Origin of the sequence: Rosistilla carotiformis (assembly GCF_007753095.1) — a bacterium.
Classification (GTDB): domain Bacteria; phylum Planctomycetota; class Planctomycetia; order Pirellulales; family Pirellulaceae; genus Rosistilla; species Rosistilla carotiformis.
Map to the genome: position 1 here is coordinate 568,767 of NZ_CP036348.1, position 18,417 is coordinate 587,183.

The window sequence follows — 18,417 nt, forward strand, 5'->3', positions numbered from 1 at the left end:
GTCGAAGCCTGGGCGCGTGATACGACTTTGGTGGGGCTGATTCGGGCGACTCGAATTCGACTTTCCTCGCCTCTCCAGGGTTGATAGTGTGCGCCTGAGCAGAGGTCTCTCATCTCTTTCCACACTTCTCCCGCTAGCAAAGTCAATGCGTTTCAACACTCCGCTTCGATTTGTTTGCTGCTGTCTGTTAGGTCCACTTGGGTTGGCCGTGGCGCAGCCTGTTGAGAATGGTTGGCGGATGCCACCCGTTGCAAGCAATCCCGTTGCTGCACCCGCTGCGATGCCGGTGCCGCCAGCGGGCGCGATGCCTGTTGTGGTCCCGGGTGCAGTCCCTGTCGCGGCGGCGGTGGAGCCGCAACGCGTGGTGCCGGCAAGCTTCAGTGAGTCGCCGTCGCACGAGTCGGCGGTGGTGACGCGCGAGATGCTGGCGTCGGAGTTGGCGGCGATCGAAGCGACGACGGATCTGTCGGAGGAGATCCGCAAAGCCTGCACCGAGCGGTTGAGCAAAGCGAAGGAATGGATCGACAGCGAAGAGGCGTCGCGGAAGCGTCAGCAGGAGATCGAGGCGTTTCTGCCGAAGATCGGCGATCTTGTCGCGGAGACCAAGGCGGCGCTCGAGAAGCCTGCCGATGCCGAGTTCGGGGCGAACCCGAGTGGCAACACGATCGCAGAACTGGAGAGCCAGTTGGCGGCGCTGCGCCAGCAAGTGGAAGCGGATGAGGCGCAGTTTGCAGCGAAAGGGAAAGAGCTTGAAGGACGCACCGCGAGGTTGGCGGAACTGGCAAAAGAAGTGGTGGATCTGGAACAGCGGATCGCTGACAACACCAAGCAGGCAGCGGCGGCAACCGGTACCGACTTGAACGCCCATGTGCAGGCTTTCGAACTGAAAGCCAAATTGCAATGCCGGAACCAGCAATTGGTGACCACAAAATTGGAACGACGGCGGTTGGATGAGACGGGGACGCTGTTGCCCTTGGAGCACGATCTGGCACAGCGCAACCTCAATGGTCGCAAGCGGATGTTGGCGCGATGGCAGACGGCGATCGACCAGTGGCGGAAAGAGGAATCGCTGCGGCAGGCGACCGAAGCGCGGCGGATTGCCGAGACATCCCATCCGGCTCTGAAGTCGCTGGCGGAACAGAACGCGGAGATCGCCGAGCGTCGAATCGCCACGGCGGCGGGGATCGAACGCGTCACGAAAACGATCAAAGAGCTGAAAGAAAAGATTCAACAGTACGAGGCCGATTTCGAGACGCTGCGCGACAAGGTGAAGCATGCGGGGACGACATCGACGACCGGGTTGTTGTTGCGCAAGCAGCGCAGCGAGTTGCCGCGGATGTCGGAATTTGAAGAGCGAGCGAAATACATTCATGCGGAGATGCCGGCGGCGCATCTGCAGTTGACGGAGTGGAAGCAGTTGCGGCGCGCTGTCGCCGATCCCGAAGAAGCGGCGGCGGAGATGTTTGATTCTCTCGACGCATCCTTGGGAAACTACGATCGTCAGCAAGTCATCGATGTGCTGGTGCGTGTGCTCCGCGACCGCCGCGATCTATTGGCCAAAGCGATCCCTGATCAGGACACGCTGCTGCAGGATTTGAATGAACTGGAATTGATCGATCACAAGCTGGAGACGTTGGTTGGCGATTTTCGTGAGTATCTGAATCAGCGTGTGTTGTGGATTCGCAGTAGCGATGCAATCGAATTGAACGATGTGCGGGCGGGGATCCAAGGGATCGGCACGTTGGTCAACCCCGTTCGGTGGGGACAGGTGTTGCGTGTTGCAGGAGTCGATCTGTTGCGACGTCCCGCGGCCGCTCTTTCGCTGTTGGCGTTTGTGATCCTGTTGATCATCTTCCGCGCTCGCTTGCGGCAGACGCAAAGCAATCTGTCCGATCCGCCGGATGCCGGTCAGGAAGCGAAGTTCTCTCGCTATGCTGCTGCGTTTATGATCGCTGTGGTCTTGTCGGCTCGCTGGCCTGCCCTGTTGTTGGTCGTCGGTTATCGCTTGCGGACCGCGGCGGCGTCGACTGAATGGACGCAAGCGGTCGGCGACGCCTGTTTGACGATGATCCTCTTCCTGATGGGCTGCGAGTTGTTGCGTGAACTGTGTCGCAGTGAAGGTGTTGGCGAAAAGGTGTTTGGTTGGCCTGAGCGGGCGACCGCGTCGGTTCGCAATACGTTGGAGATCACCGCGCTGGTCGGAACGCCGATCTTCGGGTTCTTGCTGCTGTCGCAGTTTGGCGAATTGGCGGACCAGCAGAGCTCGCAGCGGTTGCTGTTTATCTCGATTCTGGCCTTGTTCTTTTTGCAGATCGGTTGGTTGGTGCGGCCTCGCGGGCCATTGATGAAATGTCTGTCGGCGGAGTCACCTCAATCGCTTGTTGTGCGTTTTAAGAAGCCCATCTGGTGCGCTGTCGCCGGTGCACCGCTTGCGTTTGCGATCCTGTCGCTGGTCGGATATCACTTCTCCGCCTATCAGTTGTCCGGCCGTTTAGCCGAAACCGGAGCGGCGGTGGTGGCGGCAATCGTCCTCTATTCACTCGCCCTGCGGTGGTTGGAAGTGATTGGATACAACCGCGCCCTGCGCGATGCGCCAGCGGTACGCCACGACGAGGACCGGTTGGTCATCGATTCAAGCCTGTCGGAGGAGAGCGTCGTGGTCCAGCCCGAACCGATTGCGACGGTTTCGATGCACGCATCGGCCGACAGCGAATTTCGCGATCTGTTGCGTTACGCGGGGATCATGTTGTTGGTCTGTGCGGGATGGTTCATTTGGTCGGAGGTCTTTCCGGCCCTGCGAGTGTTGGACCGCGTGGTGCTGTGGCAGAACATCGAATCGGTTGCTGAAACGGTTGTCGATTCGGGGGGCGGCGAGTCGATCAAACTGAGTGAACGGACGGTTCCAACGACACTGACCGATGCATTGATGGCCGTGTTGGTGATCGTTGCCACGATGATGGTCGGTCGGCGTTTGCCGGGCGTGTTGGAGTTTGCTGTGCTGGAACGGTTGCCGATGGAACAAGGAGGCCGTCAGGCAGTGGCGATCTTGGTTCGCTACGCGGCGACGCTTGTCGGGCTGTTGTTCGCCTGTCACATCATCCGACTCTCATGGGGCAGCGTTCAGTGGCTGGCCGCTGCGATGACTGTGGGGCTAGGTTTCGGGTTGCAGGAGATCTTTGCAAACCTGGTCAGTGGATTGATCATCCTGTTCGAACGCCCGATCCGGTTGACCGATCTGGTGACCGTCGGTGATGTGACGGGGAACGTCACGCGGATGCAGATGCGGGCAACCACGATCACCGATTTCGATCGCCGCGAGTTGATCGTGCCCAACAAAAAGTTCATCACCGACAACGTCATCAACTGGACGCTCACCGATCCAGTCAGCCGCGTCGTGTTGCCGGTCGGAGTCGCGTATGGAACCGATGTCAAAAAGGCACAGGGGATTCTGTTGCGGTTGGCGAAAGAGTGTCCGTATGTGATGCGTGAACCAGCGCCATCGACGCTGTTCAAATCGTTTGGCGATAGTACGCTCAACCTGGAACTGCGAGTCTTCATCGCCAAGCGGGATGTCTACTTGGATGTCGTCAACGAATTGAATTTGGCGATCACGCGTGAATTTCAGAAAGCGAATATCGAGATCGCTTTCCCGCAACGCGATCTCCATATCAAATCGGTCGAAACGCTCCAGGCGATCCTGCCCGATGCTCAGCAGCAGCGGAGCGCCGCCTGATTCGGTGAGGGGGGAAGCATATGCCGCGCCCCCCTGCCCTGCCCCGCAGTGCAAATCACGGATTCAATTTGAGGTATCAGCCGCCACGCGTTCGCGTCCGGTTGTCCAAGGGAACCGGACGCGAACGCGTGGCGGCCAATCTGGCTAAGCTCAACCAGTTAACGGCCCTGCCCTGCCCCGAGATGGAAATTGTGTTTCGCAATTCGGTCGCCTAGATTAGGGTTTACTCCACTAAATTTAGGATTCGATTGTGTCACTACAGGCCGCGCGAAACATCATGCTCGAATCGATCGACAAGCTATCGAAGCGGATGTCGCGTCCGCGGGTTGTCGTCGGAGGTATTCCGGGAGCGCTGGAATCGCATCCGGGTAGCGTCAAAGGACAGATTCGTCTAATCCAGTACAACGAACATTCGTCGACCGACAAGGTTGTCGAATCGGTGGCTGAGTTGGTCGACTGGGTGTCGCATCGCAAGCCGCCCGAATCGTACGCTGGGTTGGCGCCGACCGTTCCTGGCAATGGTGCCACGCCAGCACACGCTCGCCGCACGACTTGGATCGACATCGATGGTGTCGGCGATGTCGCGATGTTGGAAGAGCTTGGTAAGTTGTTCGATATCCATCCGTTGGCGATGGAAGATGTTGTGAATGTTCATCAGCATGCCAAGTTTGAATATTACGGCGACACGATGTTTTTTGTCGCTCGGATGCCGATCGACGGAGGCGGATTCAATACCGAACAGGTAGGCATCTTTCTGATCGGTGATGTCGTGATCACGATTCAAGAGCGACCCGGGGATTGCTTGGAACCGGTTCGCCATCGAATCGCCAACGCTGCGGGGCGGATTCGCGAGCGGCATTCCGACTACCTGGCCTATTCGATTATCGACGCCGTCATCGATGGCTACTTTCCGTTGTTGGATCGGTATGCCGAAGTGTTGGATGACGCCGCCGAAGTGTTGCAGCAGGGAGGCGACCGTTCGCTGCCGCTGCAGTTGCATGCGATCCGCGCCGATCTGTTGTTAATTCGCAAAGTCGTCAACCAGCATCGCTCGGCAATTAATGTTGTGCTGCGCGATGTGGGCTATCGGATGGAGGAGGATACCGCGTTGTACTTCCGCGATTGCCAAGATCATTTGCAGCATTTGATCGAAGCAGCCGACACCGATCGCGAAACCTGTGCCGAGCTCCGCGAGCTCTACTTCGCCATGCTCAGCGAACGGAACAACGATGTGATGAAAGTGCTAACGATCATCGCGACGATCTTTATTCCGATGAGCTTTGTCGCCGGGATCTATGGGATGAACTTCGACAGCAACGTGTCGAAATGGAATATGCCCGAACTGCAATGGACCTATGGGTATCCGTTTGCGTTGGGGCTGATGACGTTGATGGCGGGCGGTCTGTTGGCCTATCTGTACCGCAAGGGTTGGCTGACGAAGTAGTCGGTCTTCCCGTCGTTTCGCGTGTCCCCTGCCCTGCCCCGCGGTTTGTGTGGCCGGGCGTTTGACGAACTTCAGGCGTGGTGGTGTTGCGGATCGTTTCCCGTCTACCAACGTTTGCGGCTGTCCAACAGCAGCGTCACGGGGCCTTGGTTCACCAAGTGGACCTGCATGTCGGCGGCGAAGATGCCTGTCCGGACTTCGATTCCCGCGGTGCGGATACGTTGGCAGTAGTGTTCGTACAGTTGCCGAGCGATCTCGGGATCGGCGGCGTCGGTGAACGCCGGGCGGCGACCTTTACGACAGTCGCCTAACAATGTGAACTGGCTGACTGCCAATACCTTGCCGCCGACCTGCGCGATGTCCAGATTCATCTTGTCGTCGGCGTCGGCGAACACTCGCAGCCCGATCGTCTTGTCGGCCAGATAGTTCGCGTCGGTCTCGGTGTCTCCATTTTCGACTCCCAGCAAGACAAGGAACCCAAGCTCGATCGATCCGACTACTTGGTCGTCGACAGTAACCGATGCTTCCGAAACTCTTTGGATGACAGCTCGCACGATGTCTCTTTCCTTTTCTTCACGATTGCGGTGGCGATGAACCGATCGGCCTCAGGCGATACAATAACGGGGGCTGATTGTAGGGCAAAACGCGACATCCGCCCTGCCCTGCTCCGTTGTCGCTTCTTCCTTTTTGTGTTGCCGTTCCCATGCCGCTGCTCTTTACCTGTCCCCATTGCCAAACGCAAACGCTGGTGGAAACGCAGTACGCCGGTCAGGCGGGAGCTTGCGCGGCGTGTGGTCAACCGATCACGGTCCCCGATTTTCAGGAGGAGACCGGCAGCATCGCCATGGAACCGCGGAAATCGATCGGCCGGCCGATTCGGTTGATCGCCACGATCTGTGTCGCGGCGGTCGTTGTGTTGGCGGGCGGGATGTTGATGTTTCGTTACGGCGTTTCCGGGATCGCTCAGATTCGTGCGAATTCGCTGCGCGGGGCCTGCCGCAACAACGTTCGTTTGATCGCCGCGGCGCTGAACGCGTACGCCGATGATTATGGAACCTATCCGACGCCGATGGTGACCGATGCGGCGGGGAAGCCGATGTACAGTTGGCGAGTTTTGATCCTTCCCTATCTTGGCCACCAGTCGCTGTACGATCAGTTCAATCTGGCGGAGCCGTGGAGTTCCGAGACAAACATGGCGCTCGCTTACAGTCGGCCGGCGGAGTATGGATCTCCCGCGGTGGGAAGCAATGTCTGGAGCGAGCCCAATTACATGTTGATCACCGGCCCAGGGACGCTCTTCCCCGCGTCGGGACCGCTGAGCCCACGCGATGTGATCGACCGACCCGATCAGACGTTGTTGGTCGTCGAGGTCGCGCGGCCCGCGAATCCGATGGCGGGCAACGAACTGCTGTGGACTCAGCCAGCCGATCTGGACGTCGCCAAGATGGTTCCCGCGATCAACGGCAAAGATGGCGTGGAGATCGGTGGCAATCATGAAGGAGGTGCGACGGCGGCGACTAGCGACGGACGCGATCACTTCTTGAGCGAGTCGCTGTCAGCGGGGGAGATTCGCGGCTTGATCACACCGCGCGGCGGTGAACCGCTGCCCGATGATCTTCTCGACGACTGGGAATGATCGGCGGTGTGTGGCCGCAAGAACGCGATCCGCATCGAGATGCGGATCGCTTGAGAATCGATTGGATTATCGCTTCAGGTCGTCCGGACGCATTCCGATCTCGACATCCAGCAGCCGCGTGCTGTCGCCGCGATAGATTTCCATCGAGACGGTGGAACCACCGGTTGTGTCGCCAACCATCCGCATCAATGCGCCCATGTCGCGGACGGGTTGGCTGTTGAAGGCGATGATGATGTCGTCGGGCAGGATGCCGGCGTTGCGAGCGGGCGAGCTACCGTTAGCCAGCCCTCGCACCAGTGCGCCTCGGATCAATGGATCGTCGCCGTGGCGTCGCGATTCGGGAACTTCGTCCAATGCCACGCCCAGCCAGCCACGGTTCACGTAGCCCGAACTTCGCAGTCGCTCATAGACCTGCTTGGCGACGTTGCTGGGAATCGAGAAACTAACTCCGCGATAGGTCTCTCCGACGATGGCTGTGTTGATGCCGATCAACTCGCCAGCGGAGTTGATCAACGGGCCGCCGCTGTTGCCAGGGTTGACCGCGACGTCGCTCTGCATGAAGTCTTGGTATCGCGTTCCCGCTTTGGTCGCTCGATGCTTACCGCTCAAGATGCCAAAGGTGACCGTGCGGTCGAGTCCAAAGGGGCTGCCGACGGCCCAGACCGGCGTGCCGACTTCCGATTTATCGCTATCGCCCCAGCGAACGGGCAGCAGGCCATTGGCTTCGATTTTTAAGATCGCGATGTCGGTCAGCGCGTCCATCCCCACAACTTCTGCCGAAACGCGGCGTCCGTCGCTGAGGCCGACATGGATATCCGAACCCCCTTCGATCACGTGATAGTTGGTTAGGACAAAGCCTTGGTCGTCGACGATCACGCCGCTCCCTTGATCGCCTGGCAATTCCATCCCCGAACCACGGCGGATGGCGACGGCAAGTTCGCGTTCCTGTTCGGTTAAGTCCCGTTCGACGTCGATGTGGACGACGCTAGGGCCAACGCGTTGGGTGACCATTTGATAGGCTTGGGCTAGCGAATTCATCGAGACATTGCGCAGCCCCTCGCCGCTCGACTCATATTCGGCTCGCAATTCCCCTCGATGCCATGCGTAACGGATCTCTTCGACCAGCGTCGGGACGAGGAAACGGGTGGCCAGCAGCAGAACGCCCAGCATCACCAGGCTGACCAAGGCCTGGGCCGCTCCGGGGCTGGAGGATTGGTTCCGCAGGGGAGGGATTTCTTTCGGTGGTTTCGGCGAAGGTGTAGACTGGGGCCAGGCGTCCGCGGGACGCGAATATTCGGCCGGTTCGACGTCGAAATCCAGGTGATTCATCGCTTCACACCTCAACCAAATGGTCTGGGGCTGCTGAATAGGAGAAGATGGCCGATCCGCGAGCGAATCGCCTTGCGTCTCATTGTAACGAAATCTTTAGCCCGCGACTAAAAAAGTGGCCAATCCGCCGAAGCCTCACTTTTTCCCTCCTCCCTGGAGCGCCGATCGTAACGGTTTGGTTGCCATTGACCCCCGGTTCGATCGACCGCGGATGTTGGACGCCTATCGGCACGGAATTTTCCCCTGGCCGTGCCGTTGGGCCGACCAGTGGTTTGTCGGGTGGCACAGCCCCGATCCGCGAGCGATCCTGCCGCTGGATAACGTGCGGATTCCCAAGCGATTGCAACGAAAATTGCGAGCTGGACACTTCCGCTTCCGTTGGAACAGCTGCTTCGACAGCGTCCTGCAGCATTGTGCCAGCGTGGGGGATCGCAAGGAAAATGCTTGGCTGTGCCCCGATTTGCTCGATGCGATCTCGTCGCTGCATCGATCCGGTGACGCCCACTGCATCGAGGTCTACGACCGCGACGGAACCCTCTGCGGTGGGCTGTATGGGATCGCCGTTGGAGCTGCGTTTTCGGCCGAATCGATGTTCCATCTGCAGAGTGATGCGTCGAAGGCGGCGGTCTGTGGACTGGTCGCGGTCTTGCGTCACGCCGGCTTTGAATTGATGGACATTCAGCAAACCTCGCCCCATTTGCTCGCCTTTGGCGCTGTCGAAATCGATCGCTGCGATTATCTTGTAGCTCTCCAGCGGGCGCTGGGCAAACAGCCGTCGTGGCCCGCGACGACCGAACATCCGATCCCCATCGACCGGATTGGCGCGGAGGATTGAGCGGCGGTGAAATCCGATCGCCCCCCTGCCCTGCCCCGTTTTGTATTTGAACCCAACTTGCGAGCCGAACAAGACTTATGACCAGCGAACTACGACAGCGAATCTATCAACAACTTGCCAGCGTCGAACTGATCGACCCGCATACGCACATCAACCCATTGGATGCCGGTTCGCACACGCTGGTCGATATCTTGGGCTACCACTACTACACCGAACTGGCCCACTCGGCCGGCATGCCACGCGAGCAGATCGAAGACCCCGCCATCTCGGCGAAGGAAAAAGTGGGCCGACTGATCGAAGGCATTGGCCCGATCGACAACACGATCCAGTACAGCTGGTTGATCGATATCTGCCAGCGGTTCTTCGGTTTCGAGGGCGACCGTTTGGACGCGTCGAACTGGGAAGCGTTGTTTGATTCGTCGGAGGCGCAGATGGCCGACGCGGGATGGAGCGATGAAGTGCTGCGACGCAGCAACGTCAAGTCGGTCTTTTTGACCAACGACTTCGACGACCCCTTGGCCGGCTTCGACACCGCCAAATATGTTCCTTGCCTGCGGACCGACGATCTGGTTTTCCATCTTGGCAAACCCGAGGTGCGGCAGCGATTGGAAGCCGCGACAAAAGTCTCGGTTGGCAGTTGGACCGAATTGCGGGAAGCGATCGGCGTGCTGTTCGAACACTTTACGACGAACAACGCCCGCGCGTGTGCGATCTCGATTCCGCCATCGTTTGCTCCCGAACCGGTCTCCGACGGCCGCGTTGAGACGGCGTTGGATGCCGTGCTAAAGGATGGCGTTAATGCTGACGAAAGTCATCTGCGGGCGCTCAGCCACCGCATCTTCTGGACCTTGGCCGAGATGTGCGACCAATACGAATTGCCCTTCGACCTGATGATCGGCGTCAATCGTGGCGTCTACCCGACGGGCGTCTTCCAGGGGCAAGACCTCTACGACAGCCGCGTCTCGTTGATCCAGTATCAACAACTGTTGAACGCCTTCCCGCGGGTCACCTTCCCGATCAGCGTTTTGGCGAGTGTCACCAATCAGGAATTGGCCAGTTACGCTTGGATCTTCCCTAACGTTGTCACCAACGGACACTGGTGGTACAGCAACACGCCAAGCATCATCGAACGCGACGCGGCGCATCGCTTGGAAGCGGTTCCGCGAACGAAGCAGATCGGATATTACAGCGACGCTTACAAGTTGGAATTTGTCGCACCGAAGTTCGACATGTATCGCAAGATCTTGGCCAAGGTGTTGGAGCAGTATTACGTGATCGATCGATCGTGGAGCGAAGAGCGTGCTGTCGAGTTCGGCACGCAAGTTCTACGCGGCAACGTCGAAACGACGTTCAAGATCTCGTAGACAGCAGCTTCTTCACCCTCCCCCAAACGCAGTTTGTAGGGGAGGGTCGAACGAGCGTAGCAAAGTTCGGGGAGGGAGTTCTTGAGTCAATTTCAGGCCGGTTGATCGTTGCTGGTATGCCCTCCCCGAAAAACTCGCTAAACGCTTATTTTTCGACCCTCCCAGCTTCGCCGGGCGGGTGAAGTTGGACGTCGCCGGCAGCACTTCACCCTCCCCCAAACGCAGTTTGTAGGGGAGGGTCGAACGAGCGCAGCAAAGTTCGGGGAGGGGAGTTCTTGAGTCAAATCCCGGCCGGTTGATCGTTGCTGGTATGCCCTCCCCGAAAAACTCGCTAAACGCTTGTTTTCCGACCCTCCCAGCTTCGCCGGGCGGGTGAAGTTGGACGTCGCCGACAGCGCTTCATCCTCCTCCAAACGCAGTTTGTAGGGGAGGGTCGAACAAGCGTAGCGATGTTCGGGGAGGGGAGTTCTTGAATCAAATCCCGGTCGGTTGATGGTTGCTGGTATGCCCTCCCCGAAAACTCGCTAAACGCTTGTTTTTCGACCCTCCCAGCTTCGCCGGGCGGGTGAAGTTAGCGTGGGGCGATGTATCTGATATCAGGTGTTTTCACTATAATCTCACGTTCGTGGGATCACTCCCCTGCCCTGCTCCGATCGCTTGTTGTTGAAGAGTCTCTATTTCTATGCCTGAGCCTGCTGACGACTCTGCCAACTCCCCGTTGTCGCATCTCTACGAACTGGGGAAGGTGACCGTCTTTTATCTTCCTTCGCACAAGTTGGACGATCCGCGGTATTACCAGGGAACGCAGACCGCGCGGACGGCGACTCACGATTTCATGATGGATCGCTACCGGGCGTACACGCATTCTCCCACGCCGGTCAAAGGCTATTGGGTCGATTTCAATGGCCAGTTGGTGCACGACGTGATGGAGCGGTTCGAGGTCTCGTTCGGCAGCGAAGCGGAGTTTGAGCGGTTGATCATTTTTCTGATCGAACTGTGTGGGCGGTTGAGCGAAGACGCGGTCTACGTGACGCGGGGCGAGCGGAGTTTTCTGGTCCACGGCCAGCCGCGGCAAGAGATCGCAAGCGACAGCGGTCATGACAACCGATAGTGTTTTGAGATGGACCGCCATGAATCCGATCGATCCTCCCCGTCTGCTTGGTCCCTCGTTGGGATCGGTGATCTTCAAGTCGCAGCCGGAGGACTTTGAGGTCGAAGAACTGCTTCGCTTCGAACCATCGGGCGAAGGGGAACATTGTCTGGTTTGGTTGGAGAAGCGGCATCGCAATACCAACGATGTCGCGTCAGAACTGGCGACCAAGCTGGGGCTGCGAAAGCGGTTGATCAGCCACTGCGGCTTGAAGGACAAAGAGGCGGTGACGCGACAGTGGTTTAGCCTGCATCTGCCCGGAAAGCCGTCGCCGTCGGCCGAGGATTTGACGGTTGAAGGAGTTCGCGTGTTGCGGATCGTGCGCCACCTGCGCAAGCTGCATCGCGGCGCGCACGATGGCAATCGCTTTTGGATCCGATTGCGCGGCTGTGAGTTCTCCAAAGAAGCTGCCGCCGCGCGATGGCAGCAGATGATCGACCGTGGCGTTCCGAACTACTTTGGCACCCAGCGATTTGGCCGCGACGGTGGGAACGTGCCTCAGGCGCTGCGATGGTTCAAGGACGAGATCCAAGTCCGCGATCGCATGCTGCGCGGGATCCTGTTGTCCGCCGCCCGCAGCTATCTGTTCAACGCCTGTGTCGGCCATCGCGTGCTCGACGGGACATGGGATACGCCGCTGTCGGGCGACGTGTTTGGGTTCGCCGATAACCGCAGCCTCGTCCTGCCGCACAATCTACATGGCGATGAAACCGATCGCGTGCGGCAGGGAGCTCTTGAGTTAACCGCACCGCTATGGGGCGAAGGGGAGCTGCAGAGCCAAGCCGCAGTCAAAGCGATGGAAGAGCAAGTCGTCGCTGCCTATCCCGATCTGTTGGCCGGTTTGGCTCAGTTCAATCTGCGGCAAGAGCGGCGTGTGATGCGGCTGCGACCGCTGTCGGCGGAACTGACCTGGGAGTCCGATTCGACGCTCGTGCTGCGATTCGATCTTCCCAAAGGAACCTACGCCACGACGCTGCTGCGCGAGTTGGTCGATATTGGCTAGCGCTGGTGAATCGCTACGTTAATTCACCCTCCCAGCGGAGCTGGGAGGGTCGGAAATCGAGCGTTTAGCAAGTTTTCACGGGAGCGGCCGGTCCGCTGGATTGAACGCCGTCGATTTACCTCGCGACTCCCCTCCCCGAACGTCGCTTCGCTCGTTCGACCCTCCCCTTCAAGCTGCGCTTGGGGAGGGTGAAGTGATGCATCGGGCGAGGCCCAGCTTCACCCGCCCGGCCGAGCTGGGAGGGTCGGGAAACGAGCGTTTAGCAAGTTTTCCCGGGGAGGGCCATTCCGCTGGATTGAACGCGGTCGATTTACCTTGCAACTCCCCTCCCCGAACCTCGCTTCGCTGGTTCGACCCTCCCCTTCAAGCTGCGCTTGGGGAGGGTGAAGTGATCAATCTGGCGACGCCCAGCTTGACCCGCCCGGCGGAGCTGGGAGGGTCGGATAACGAGCGTTTAGCAAGTTTTCCGGGGAGGGCCGGTCCGCTGGATTGAACGCGGTCGATTTACCTTGCAACTCCCCTCCCCGAACATCGCTTCGCTCGTTCGACCCTCCCCTTTAAGCTGCGCTTGGGGAGGGTGAAGTGATGCATCTGTCGACGCCCAGCTTCACCCGCCCGGCGGAGCTGGGAGGGTCGGGAAACGAGCGTTTAGCGAGTTTTCCGGGGAGGGCCATTCCGCTGGATTGAACGCGGTCGATTTACCTCGTAACTTCCCTCCCCGAACTTTGCTTCGCTCGTTCGACCCTCCCCTTCAAGCTGCGCTTGGGAGGGTGAATTCTTGTAAGCCGGCGACTTCAACACGGTTGCCCGTTCGTGAGGTTTAGCTTGGCGGTTGATGCTGTTGGACGATATCCAAATGGACTTCATGCATCGGCAACCAGAAGTCGTTTTTGAGTTTGGGATCGTTGGAGCGGACGATGTTCAGGCTGACCTGCAGCTTCTTCAGCGCCGTGTCGAATTGGCTCTTCGTGCAGGCGAGTCGTGCGATCGCTCGCTTCCGCAGCGGACCGGTGTAGTCGGGTTCGAGGCGGATGAATTGGTAGACCTCTTGTGCCAGCGAATCCAATTCGCAGACCGGTTGGAACGCCGCGGGGTAATGGACCTCGCGGAAGTGCTGCATCTCGATCAACGCCGCATCGCCACCGGGCACTTTTCCGTAGAAGACCGATTCGGAATAGGTCTGCGGAATCCGAGTCTTCCAGTCCCAAACCGCTTTGACCTTAGGGCTCCATCCGCCCTCCTTGGGCTTCGCCTCCGGTAGATCGGTGTTGTCCCACAGCGACGGGTAGTTCGAACATTGGCTGCCAAAGACCGTGCAGACTTTGTGAGCCAGCACAAATTGGTAGGCTTGATCAAATGTCTTTAGCATAGGAGCGGGCCCCGACATGGCTGTGTCGTTGTTTCGGATTGCAGAGGATGCGTGCCAGTTCAGCGGTGTGTCGATGGTTGTTGCACGTGAATGTTTCCAGGTGTGGAGCCCGATGTCGGTTCGTCTTGCAGGATGAAGCTGGCGGTCAGGATCGCGGCTGCCGCCAATAGGTTGCAGAAGACGGCCAACACCCAGAACGGCATCGCGTTGCGGGCCGCTGGTTGGCAATATTTGATGCCGCGAGCGTATCCGACAAATCCGATCGCAAACGAGAGGACGGCGACGAATACGAGGATCATTCCCAGCGTGGTGACGGCCCATCGCGGTTCAGCGTTGGGCATCACCTTGGCAATCGCCAAACCCGTCGCCATCGATGCCAGCCCGGTCCGGACCCATGCCGAACAGGTTCGCTCTTCCGCCATCAACGTTCGATCCAAACCGGTGTCGGGTTGGGCGGGGGCGTTCTGGCTCTCTGAATTCACGTTATCGTTGCTCATCGGACGCCTTGTCGAGAAGTTGTTCGGCTCGCTGCCGTTGTAAAATCTGTTCCATGACTTCCAGTTCGGTGTAATACATCGCACTGGGGTCGATTCCCTGATCGTCGAGCCACTGCAGGTGCTTCGTCATCGCCGGTTGGCGGGCGTAGGCTGGCAGGATCACCAGCCAAACGACCGCGACGGCTGCGATGGCAAGCACCAATGACAGCAGCTTTTTGGTGTCGGTTAGACCGATCATTGTTCAACCACAGGGGCAAAGACGACTTCGAACATCAGGTAGGCCATCAGAAGTGTCAGGCACAGGTTCAGTGTCTGGCCGCAGACGTAAAGGATCAACGGCTTGCCGCCTTTGAGTTGCGGAAGGAGTTGCTTGAAGTTGGTCTCCAGCCCGATGCTGACAAAGGCCAGGCAGAAGAGCCAGCCACGCAGCGTTTTGGTCGAGCCTTTGATCATCGCGTTGATCAATTCAGGGCCGGCGGTCATCGTCGAATAGAGTACCGAAAACAGGATCGACATCGCCACGAAGCCGAGGACAAATTTGGGGAAGCGGTACCAGATCTCCGAGGCTCCGACGCGGGGCGCCGACGGATCGCGTTCGACATACGTCACCCAGTAGATCGCGACGCAAAAGGCTGTCACGCCGATCAGGATGTTCTGGATCATCTTCACCGTCGCGGCAACTTCTAACGCTTCGTCGCCCAACACTGCACCGGCGGCGGCGACCGCGCCTGTCGAATCGATCGTCCCGCCCAGCCAGGCACCGCCCAGAGTCGGACTCATTCCCGTCGCTTTGATGATCGCGGGCAGCACGACCATCATGATCACGGTGAAGCTGAGCGACATGCCAATCGCAAGCGATAGCTCTTCCTTTTTGGCTTTGCACGAGGCTGCGGTCGCGATCGCCGCGGAGACGCCGCAGACCGACATGTCGGCCGAGATCACCATGTTCAACGATCGCGATGGGATCTTCAAAACCTTCTGGCCGAATATGTAAGTGGATACCAAGACGATTGGCGTTACGACCCAGGCGACAAAGACGCCGGGCAGGCCAAGAGCCAACAAGCGGCTCATCAAGACCTCTGCTCCCAACAGCACCAAACCGGTCTTGATGAAGAACTCCGTCATGATCGCCGGCCGCAGAAATGCTGGAGTGCCGATTGTGTTACTGATGATCAATCCGACCAGCAATGCCCACAACGCGTATTCCAGGTTGTACGCTTTGAGCACGCTTTGCCCGGCCAGCACGTAGGCCAGCGTGGCGAGCAGGAAGACGATCGGGAACCCTGCCAGAAAGGCGGCTGCCGATTTGCCGCGACACCACATCGCGAAACCGCACAGGACCGCCAGCACGTGGAAGACGCCGCCGATGCCGACCAGTTTGCCATCGAGCGACGCCAGCGGATCCGCTTCCCAGGAGCCCGGTTTGGAGAGGTACGCCTTCAGAGGGCTCACGACTTCCAAAGGTTCTCCCATTCCGATGCTTTCGGCCAGCCCGTCGGGCCGCCCCAGCCAAACCGCACCAAATGCAAAGACCAACAAAAGTGCGGCACACCAAATCGCCCACCAATCTTCGGCGGTCCGCATGTCGGTCCATAAACTGTGGCGCTCCGGCGGCAACGTGACCGTGTCATCACCGTCGGGGGCGGCATCGTTGTCGGATGGTTGAGAACCTGGTTCGTTGCTCATCGTGAATACTTTCGTCGTTGGTGGGAGAATGGTGGGGGAAGCCGACAGCTTTGGGGACTGCAGCTTAAACGAAATCGCTTAATTTGATTGGCGGTTGCCGCTGGCCGCTCTTTGCTTGGCGGCGCAGCTCATGCTGGCGCGAACCAATTGCAGCAAGCGGATCAGTTCTTTCTGCTCCTTCTGTTTGAGGCCGTTGATCAAGTTGTCTTCAAATTCGCGAAGCTCTTCGCTGGCGGGACGAACAAGCTTTCTGCCCGCGTCGGTGATCGCGACATAGACGGTTCGCCGGTCCTCTTCGGATCGCTCGCGCGTGACGAGATCGCGGCGCAGCAACCGATCGACCAGCGCGGTGACGGCGGGAACGATTTGCACCAACCGGTCACCGATTTCGCCACAGGTTAGCGGGCGATCTTCCATGTCCAGGATTCGCAACAGGTTGTATTGCGAAAACGTCAACTCACGAGGACGGAAAAATTGTGACAGTTGATTGTCTAGTTGGTCGCCGGTTCGTGCCAGGCTGACAATCGCCTCTTGGGCAACGCTCGCAAAGGGTTGGCAGCGTTTTAGTTCGTGACGCAGGTCGTCCATCGGTTGGATGCTCGTAGGCAGGAGGGGGGGGCGATCGCGGGTGGGGGAGACGCTGAAAGACGTTGACTCAGTAAAATCTTATGGATAAAATAATCGGCGATCAAGCGTTGTTTGCCGATTTTTGGCGGATCGGTCGTTAGCGCCCATAGAGGCTCCGGTTTTCGGTCGCCCGTTGGGATTTTCTACCCCCCCCCCTGCCCTGCCCCACGTTATGCCTACCATGCAAACCACAGCCATCATCGGTGGCGGCTTCAGCGGAACGCTGGCGGCCGTCAATCTCGCTCGCTTCGCCACCACGCCTCAACGCGTCGTGATTATCAACTCGGGGCGCCCGTTTGGTCGCGGCACCGCCTATGGAACCACTCGCGGCGAACATTTGTTAAACGTTGCGGCGCGGAACATGTCGGCGTTTCCCGACCACCCCAGCCACTTCTTCGATTGGTTGCGATCGCGCTGCGACTACGACGGCCTCAGCGACGATGTGCTGCGAGAGACGTTTATCCCGCGGCGGATCTTCGGTGATTATGTTCGTGGGTTGGCGTCGCATTACCTAGGCGGGGCCGATCCTCGCAGCCAAGTCGAGTGTCAGGTCGTCGAGGATTCAGCCGTCGACATCCAGCCGCGCGGCGAAAACGGCGGTGTGGTGATGTTGGAGCATGGCGAGCCGATCGAAGCGGAATCGGTGCTGCTGGCAACGGGCAATCAGCCGCCGGCTGGGCTGCCGGGATCGGGCAAACTGGCCAACGATCGTCGCTACTGCGGCAATCCTTGGACGGCGTGGCACGAAAACCTGCCCGGCGACGACAAACACATCGTGATCTTGGGGACCGGGCTGACCGCCGTCGACGTGATTGTGACGCTGCGGCACAAAGGATGGAACGGCAAGATCACCGCGATCTCTCGGAATGGGATGCTGCCTCAGCGTCACTTCCGCGGCATCGCCTGGCCGACCTCGATCCCCGACGACGGCCAGACGCGATCGTTGAAGGAGTTGGTCAGCCTGATCCGACAGGACTGTCAGCGGTTGCGTGGTGCCAGTCAAAACCCAGCGATCGCTGTCGACAAGCTGCGCAGTCGGACGCAGCAATTATGGCGGGATCTTTCGATCGATGAAAAACGCCAGTTTTTGAAAGACTATGCGGCCGATTGGAATGTGATCCGGCATCGCATTGCCGGGCCGATCCACGACGCGGTCACTGATTCGTTGGACTGTGGGCAGTTGACGATCCTTCCCGCCACGATCGAATCGTTGGATGCGGGGGAGACGTCGATCGAAGTTCAGCTGGCTGCCGGCGGCGAAGGTCCCGATCGGATTCATGGCGATATGGTGATCAATTGCACCGGGCCGAAGTCGCGGTTTTCCGATTCACAGATTCCGCTGTATCGCGCCCTGTTCGATCGCGGCATCGCCAAGCCGGATGCGATGGACATGGGAATCGCCGTCACCGATGACTTCGCGGTCGTTGGGGATGATGATCGCCCGTCGTCGTTTCTGTATGCGATCGGTCCGATTTTGAAGGGGACTCTGTGGGAAACGATTGCCGTTCCCGAGCTTCGCCAGCAAGCGATGGCGGTCGTCCAAACGATCCTCAAACAGAAACCGATTCGCGTGGCCAGCCCCGAGACGATCGAGTACTGCATCTAACACGTTCCGGTTGGCTCACCGGCGGAGCCATGCTGTTCACGCCGCCTCTGCTTTTGTGGTGGCATCTTTCGTTGCATCGCGCCAATCCGTGGCCAGATTTCCGGAAGCGATCATCCGGCAAGTGTTTGGCATCGCGCA

General features: G+C 59.0%; 14 protein-coding genes and 1 pseudogene. 8 read left to right on the plus strand and 7 right to left on the minus strand.

Annotation, left to right across the window (positions count from 1 at the left end; translation table 11 throughout):
• Positions 1 to 238: 238 nt before the first annotated feature.
• Both Poly24_RS02085 and corA read left to right on the plus strand, forming a co-directional pair.
• Positions 239 to 3,733: a mechanosensitive ion channel domain-containing protein gene (locus tag Poly24_RS02085; RefSeq protein WP_145089780.1), complete on the plus strand. Its 3,495-nt coding sequence runs from the start codon at positions 239 to 241 to the stop codon at positions 3,731 to 3,733.
• A gap of 250 nt (positions 3,734 to 3,983) precedes the next feature.
• Positions 3,984 to 5,177 (plus strand): magnesium/cobalt transporter CorA, encoded by a 1,194-nt coding sequence (gene corA / locus Poly24_RS02090; RefSeq protein WP_231753418.1) that lies wholly within the window; start codon positions 3,984 to 3,986, stop codon positions 5,175 to 5,177.
• A 104-nt stretch (positions 5,178 to 5,281) separates the two neighbouring features.
• On the opposite strand, the gene dtd is transcribed toward corA, so the two are convergent.
• On the minus strand, positions 5,282 to 5,731 hold the full coding sequence (gene dtd / locus Poly24_RS02095; protein ID WP_145089783.1) for a D-aminoacyl-tRNA deacylase: 450 nt from the start codon (positions 5,729 to 5,731) through the stop codon (positions 5,282 to 5,284).
• A gap of 149 nt (positions 5,732 to 5,880) precedes the next feature.
• Between dtd and Poly24_RS02100 the strand changes: the two genes are divergently transcribed.
• Complete coding sequence (locus tag Poly24_RS02100; protein ID WP_197451521.1) at positions 5,881 to 6,813, plus strand: DUF1559 family PulG-like putative transporter; 933 nt, start codon at positions 5,881 to 5,883, stop codon at positions 6,811 to 6,813.
• Positions 6,814 to 6,879: 66 nt separating this feature from the next.
• Here Poly24_RS02100 and Poly24_RS02105 read toward each other — a convergent pair whose 3' ends face one another.
• The gene (locus tag Poly24_RS02105; protein ID WP_145089786.1) at positions 6,880 to 8,142 is read right to left on the minus strand and encodes a S1C family serine protease; all 1,263 of its coding nucleotides are present in this window, start codon (positions 8,140 to 8,142) and stop codon (positions 6,880 to 6,882) included.
• A gap of 211 nt (positions 8,143 to 8,353) precedes the next feature.
• Here Poly24_RS02105 and aat point away from each other — a divergent pair, with 211 nt between their 5' ends.
• The 4 genes and pseudogenes from aat to truD all read left to right on the plus strand — a co-directional run bounded on the left by aat (position 8,354) and on the right by truD (position 12,494).
• Positions 8,354 to 8,977 carry a leucyl/phenylalanyl-tRNA--protein transferase gene (gene aat, locus Poly24_RS02110; RefSeq protein ID WP_231753419.1) on the plus strand — a complete coding sequence of 208 codons (624 nt, stop codon included), beginning with the start codon at positions 8,354 to 8,356 and terminating at the stop codon, positions 8,975 to 8,977.
• A gap of 74 nt (positions 8,978 to 9,051) precedes the next feature.
• A pseudogene (locus Poly24_RS02115) lies at positions 9,052 to 10,341 on the plus strand (glucuronate isomerase); the annotation flags it as partial.
• A gap of 682 nt (positions 10,342 to 11,023) precedes the next feature.
• Positions 11,024 to 11,452: a hypothetical protein gene (locus Poly24_RS02120; RefSeq protein WP_145089795.1), complete on the plus strand. Its 429-nt coding sequence runs from the start codon at positions 11,024 to 11,026 to the stop codon at positions 11,450 to 11,452.
• 19 nt (positions 11,453 to 11,471) lie between these two features.
• Positions 11,472 to 12,494 carry a tRNA pseudouridine(13) synthase TruD gene (gene truD, locus Poly24_RS02125; RefSeq protein WP_197452258.1) on the plus strand — a complete coding sequence of 341 codons (1,023 nt, stop codon included), beginning with the start codon at positions 11,472 to 11,474 and terminating at the stop codon, positions 12,492 to 12,494.
• A gap of 820 nt (positions 12,495 to 13,314) precedes the next feature.
• Here the strand turns inward: truD and Poly24_RS02130 are convergent.
• From Poly24_RS02130 to Poly24_RS02150, 5 genes are all read right to left on the minus strand, one after another.
• Entirely contained in the window at positions 13,315 to 13,863 is a 549-nt protein-coding gene (locus Poly24_RS02130) for an AlkZ-related protein (RefSeq protein WP_145089802.1), read from the minus strand.
• A gap of 59 nt (positions 13,864 to 13,922) precedes the next feature.
• Complete coding sequence (locus tag Poly24_RS02135; protein WP_145089805.1) at positions 13,923 to 14,360, minus strand: DUF202 domain-containing protein; 438 nt, start codon at positions 14,358 to 14,360, stop codon at positions 13,923 to 13,925.
• Positions 14,347 to 14,598 carry a hypothetical protein gene (locus Poly24_RS02140; protein WP_145089808.1) on the minus strand — a complete coding sequence of 84 codons (252 nt, stop codon included), beginning with the start codon at positions 14,596 to 14,598 and terminating at the stop codon, positions 14,347 to 14,349. Before Poly24_RS02140 ends, Poly24_RS02135 begins: the two co-directional genes overlap by 14 nt.
• Positions 14,595 to 16,046 (minus strand): YeiH family protein, encoded by a 1,452-nt coding sequence (locus Poly24_RS02145; RefSeq protein ID WP_231753420.1) that lies wholly within the window; start codon positions 16,044 to 16,046, stop codon positions 14,595 to 14,597. Before Poly24_RS02145 ends, Poly24_RS02140 begins: the two co-directional genes overlap by 4 nt.
• A gap of 78 nt (positions 16,047 to 16,124) precedes the next feature.
• Positions 16,125 to 16,634: a MarR family winged helix-turn-helix transcriptional regulator gene (locus Poly24_RS02150; protein WP_145089811.1), complete on the minus strand. Its 510-nt coding sequence runs from the start codon at positions 16,632 to 16,634 to the stop codon at positions 16,125 to 16,127.
• 220 nt (positions 16,635 to 16,854) lie between these two features.
• Between Poly24_RS02150 and Poly24_RS02155 the strand changes: the two genes are divergently transcribed.
• The gene (locus Poly24_RS02155) at positions 16,855 to 18,279 is read left to right on the plus strand and encodes an FAD/NAD(P)-binding protein (RefSeq protein WP_145089815.1); all 1,425 of its coding nucleotides are present in this window, start codon (positions 16,855 to 16,857) and stop codon (positions 18,277 to 18,279) included.
• The last annotated feature ends 138 nt before the right edge of the window (positions 18,280 to 18,417 follow it).

Excerpts from the sequence above, each read along its gene's own strand:
- Poly24_RS02085 (WP_145089780.1), top strand. The coding sequence starts at position 239 with ATGCCACCCGTTGCAAGCAATCCCGTTGCTGCACCCGCTGCGATGCCG.
- Poly24_RS02100 (WP_197451521.1), top strand. The coding sequence starts at position 5,881 with ATGCCGCTGCTCTTTACCTGTCCCCATTGCCAAACGCAAACGCTGGTG.
- Poly24_RS02105 (WP_145089786.1), bottom strand. The coding sequence starts at position 8,142 with ATGAATCACCTGGATTTCGACGTCGAACCGGCCGAATATTCGCGTCCC.
- aat (WP_231753419.1), top strand. The coding sequence starts at position 8,354 with ATGTTGGACGCCTATCGGCACGGAATTTTCCCCTGGCCGTGCCGTTGG.
- Poly24_RS02120 (WP_145089795.1), top strand. The coding sequence starts at position 11,024 with ATGCCTGAGCCTGCTGACGACTCTGCCAACTCCCCGTTGTCGCATCTC.
- truD (WP_197452258.1), top strand. The coding sequence starts at position 11,472 with ATGAATCCGATCGATCCTCCCCGTCTGCTTGGTCCCTCGTTGGGATCG.
- Poly24_RS02130 (WP_145089802.1), bottom strand. The coding sequence starts at position 13,863 with ATGCTAAAGACATTTGATCAAGCCTACCAATTTGTGCTGGCTCACAAA.
- Poly24_RS02135 (WP_145089805.1), bottom strand. The coding sequence starts at position 14,360 with ATGAGCAACGATAACGTGAATTCAGAGAGCCAGAACGCCCCCGCCCAA.
- Poly24_RS02140 (WP_145089808.1), bottom strand. The coding sequence starts at position 14,598 with ATGATCGGTCTAACCGACACCAAAAAGCTGCTGTCATTGGTGCTTGCC.
- Poly24_RS02145 (WP_231753420.1), bottom strand. The coding sequence starts at position 16,046 with ATGAGCAACGAACCAGGTTCTCAACCATCCGACAACGATGCCGCCCCC.
- Poly24_RS02150 (WP_145089811.1), bottom strand. The coding sequence starts at position 16,634 with ATGGACGACCTGCGTCACGAACTAAAACGCTGCCAACCCTTTGCGAGC.
- Poly24_RS02155 (WP_145089815.1), top strand. The coding sequence starts at position 16,855 with ATGCAAACCACAGCCATCATCGGTGGCGGCTTCAGCGGAACGCTGGCG.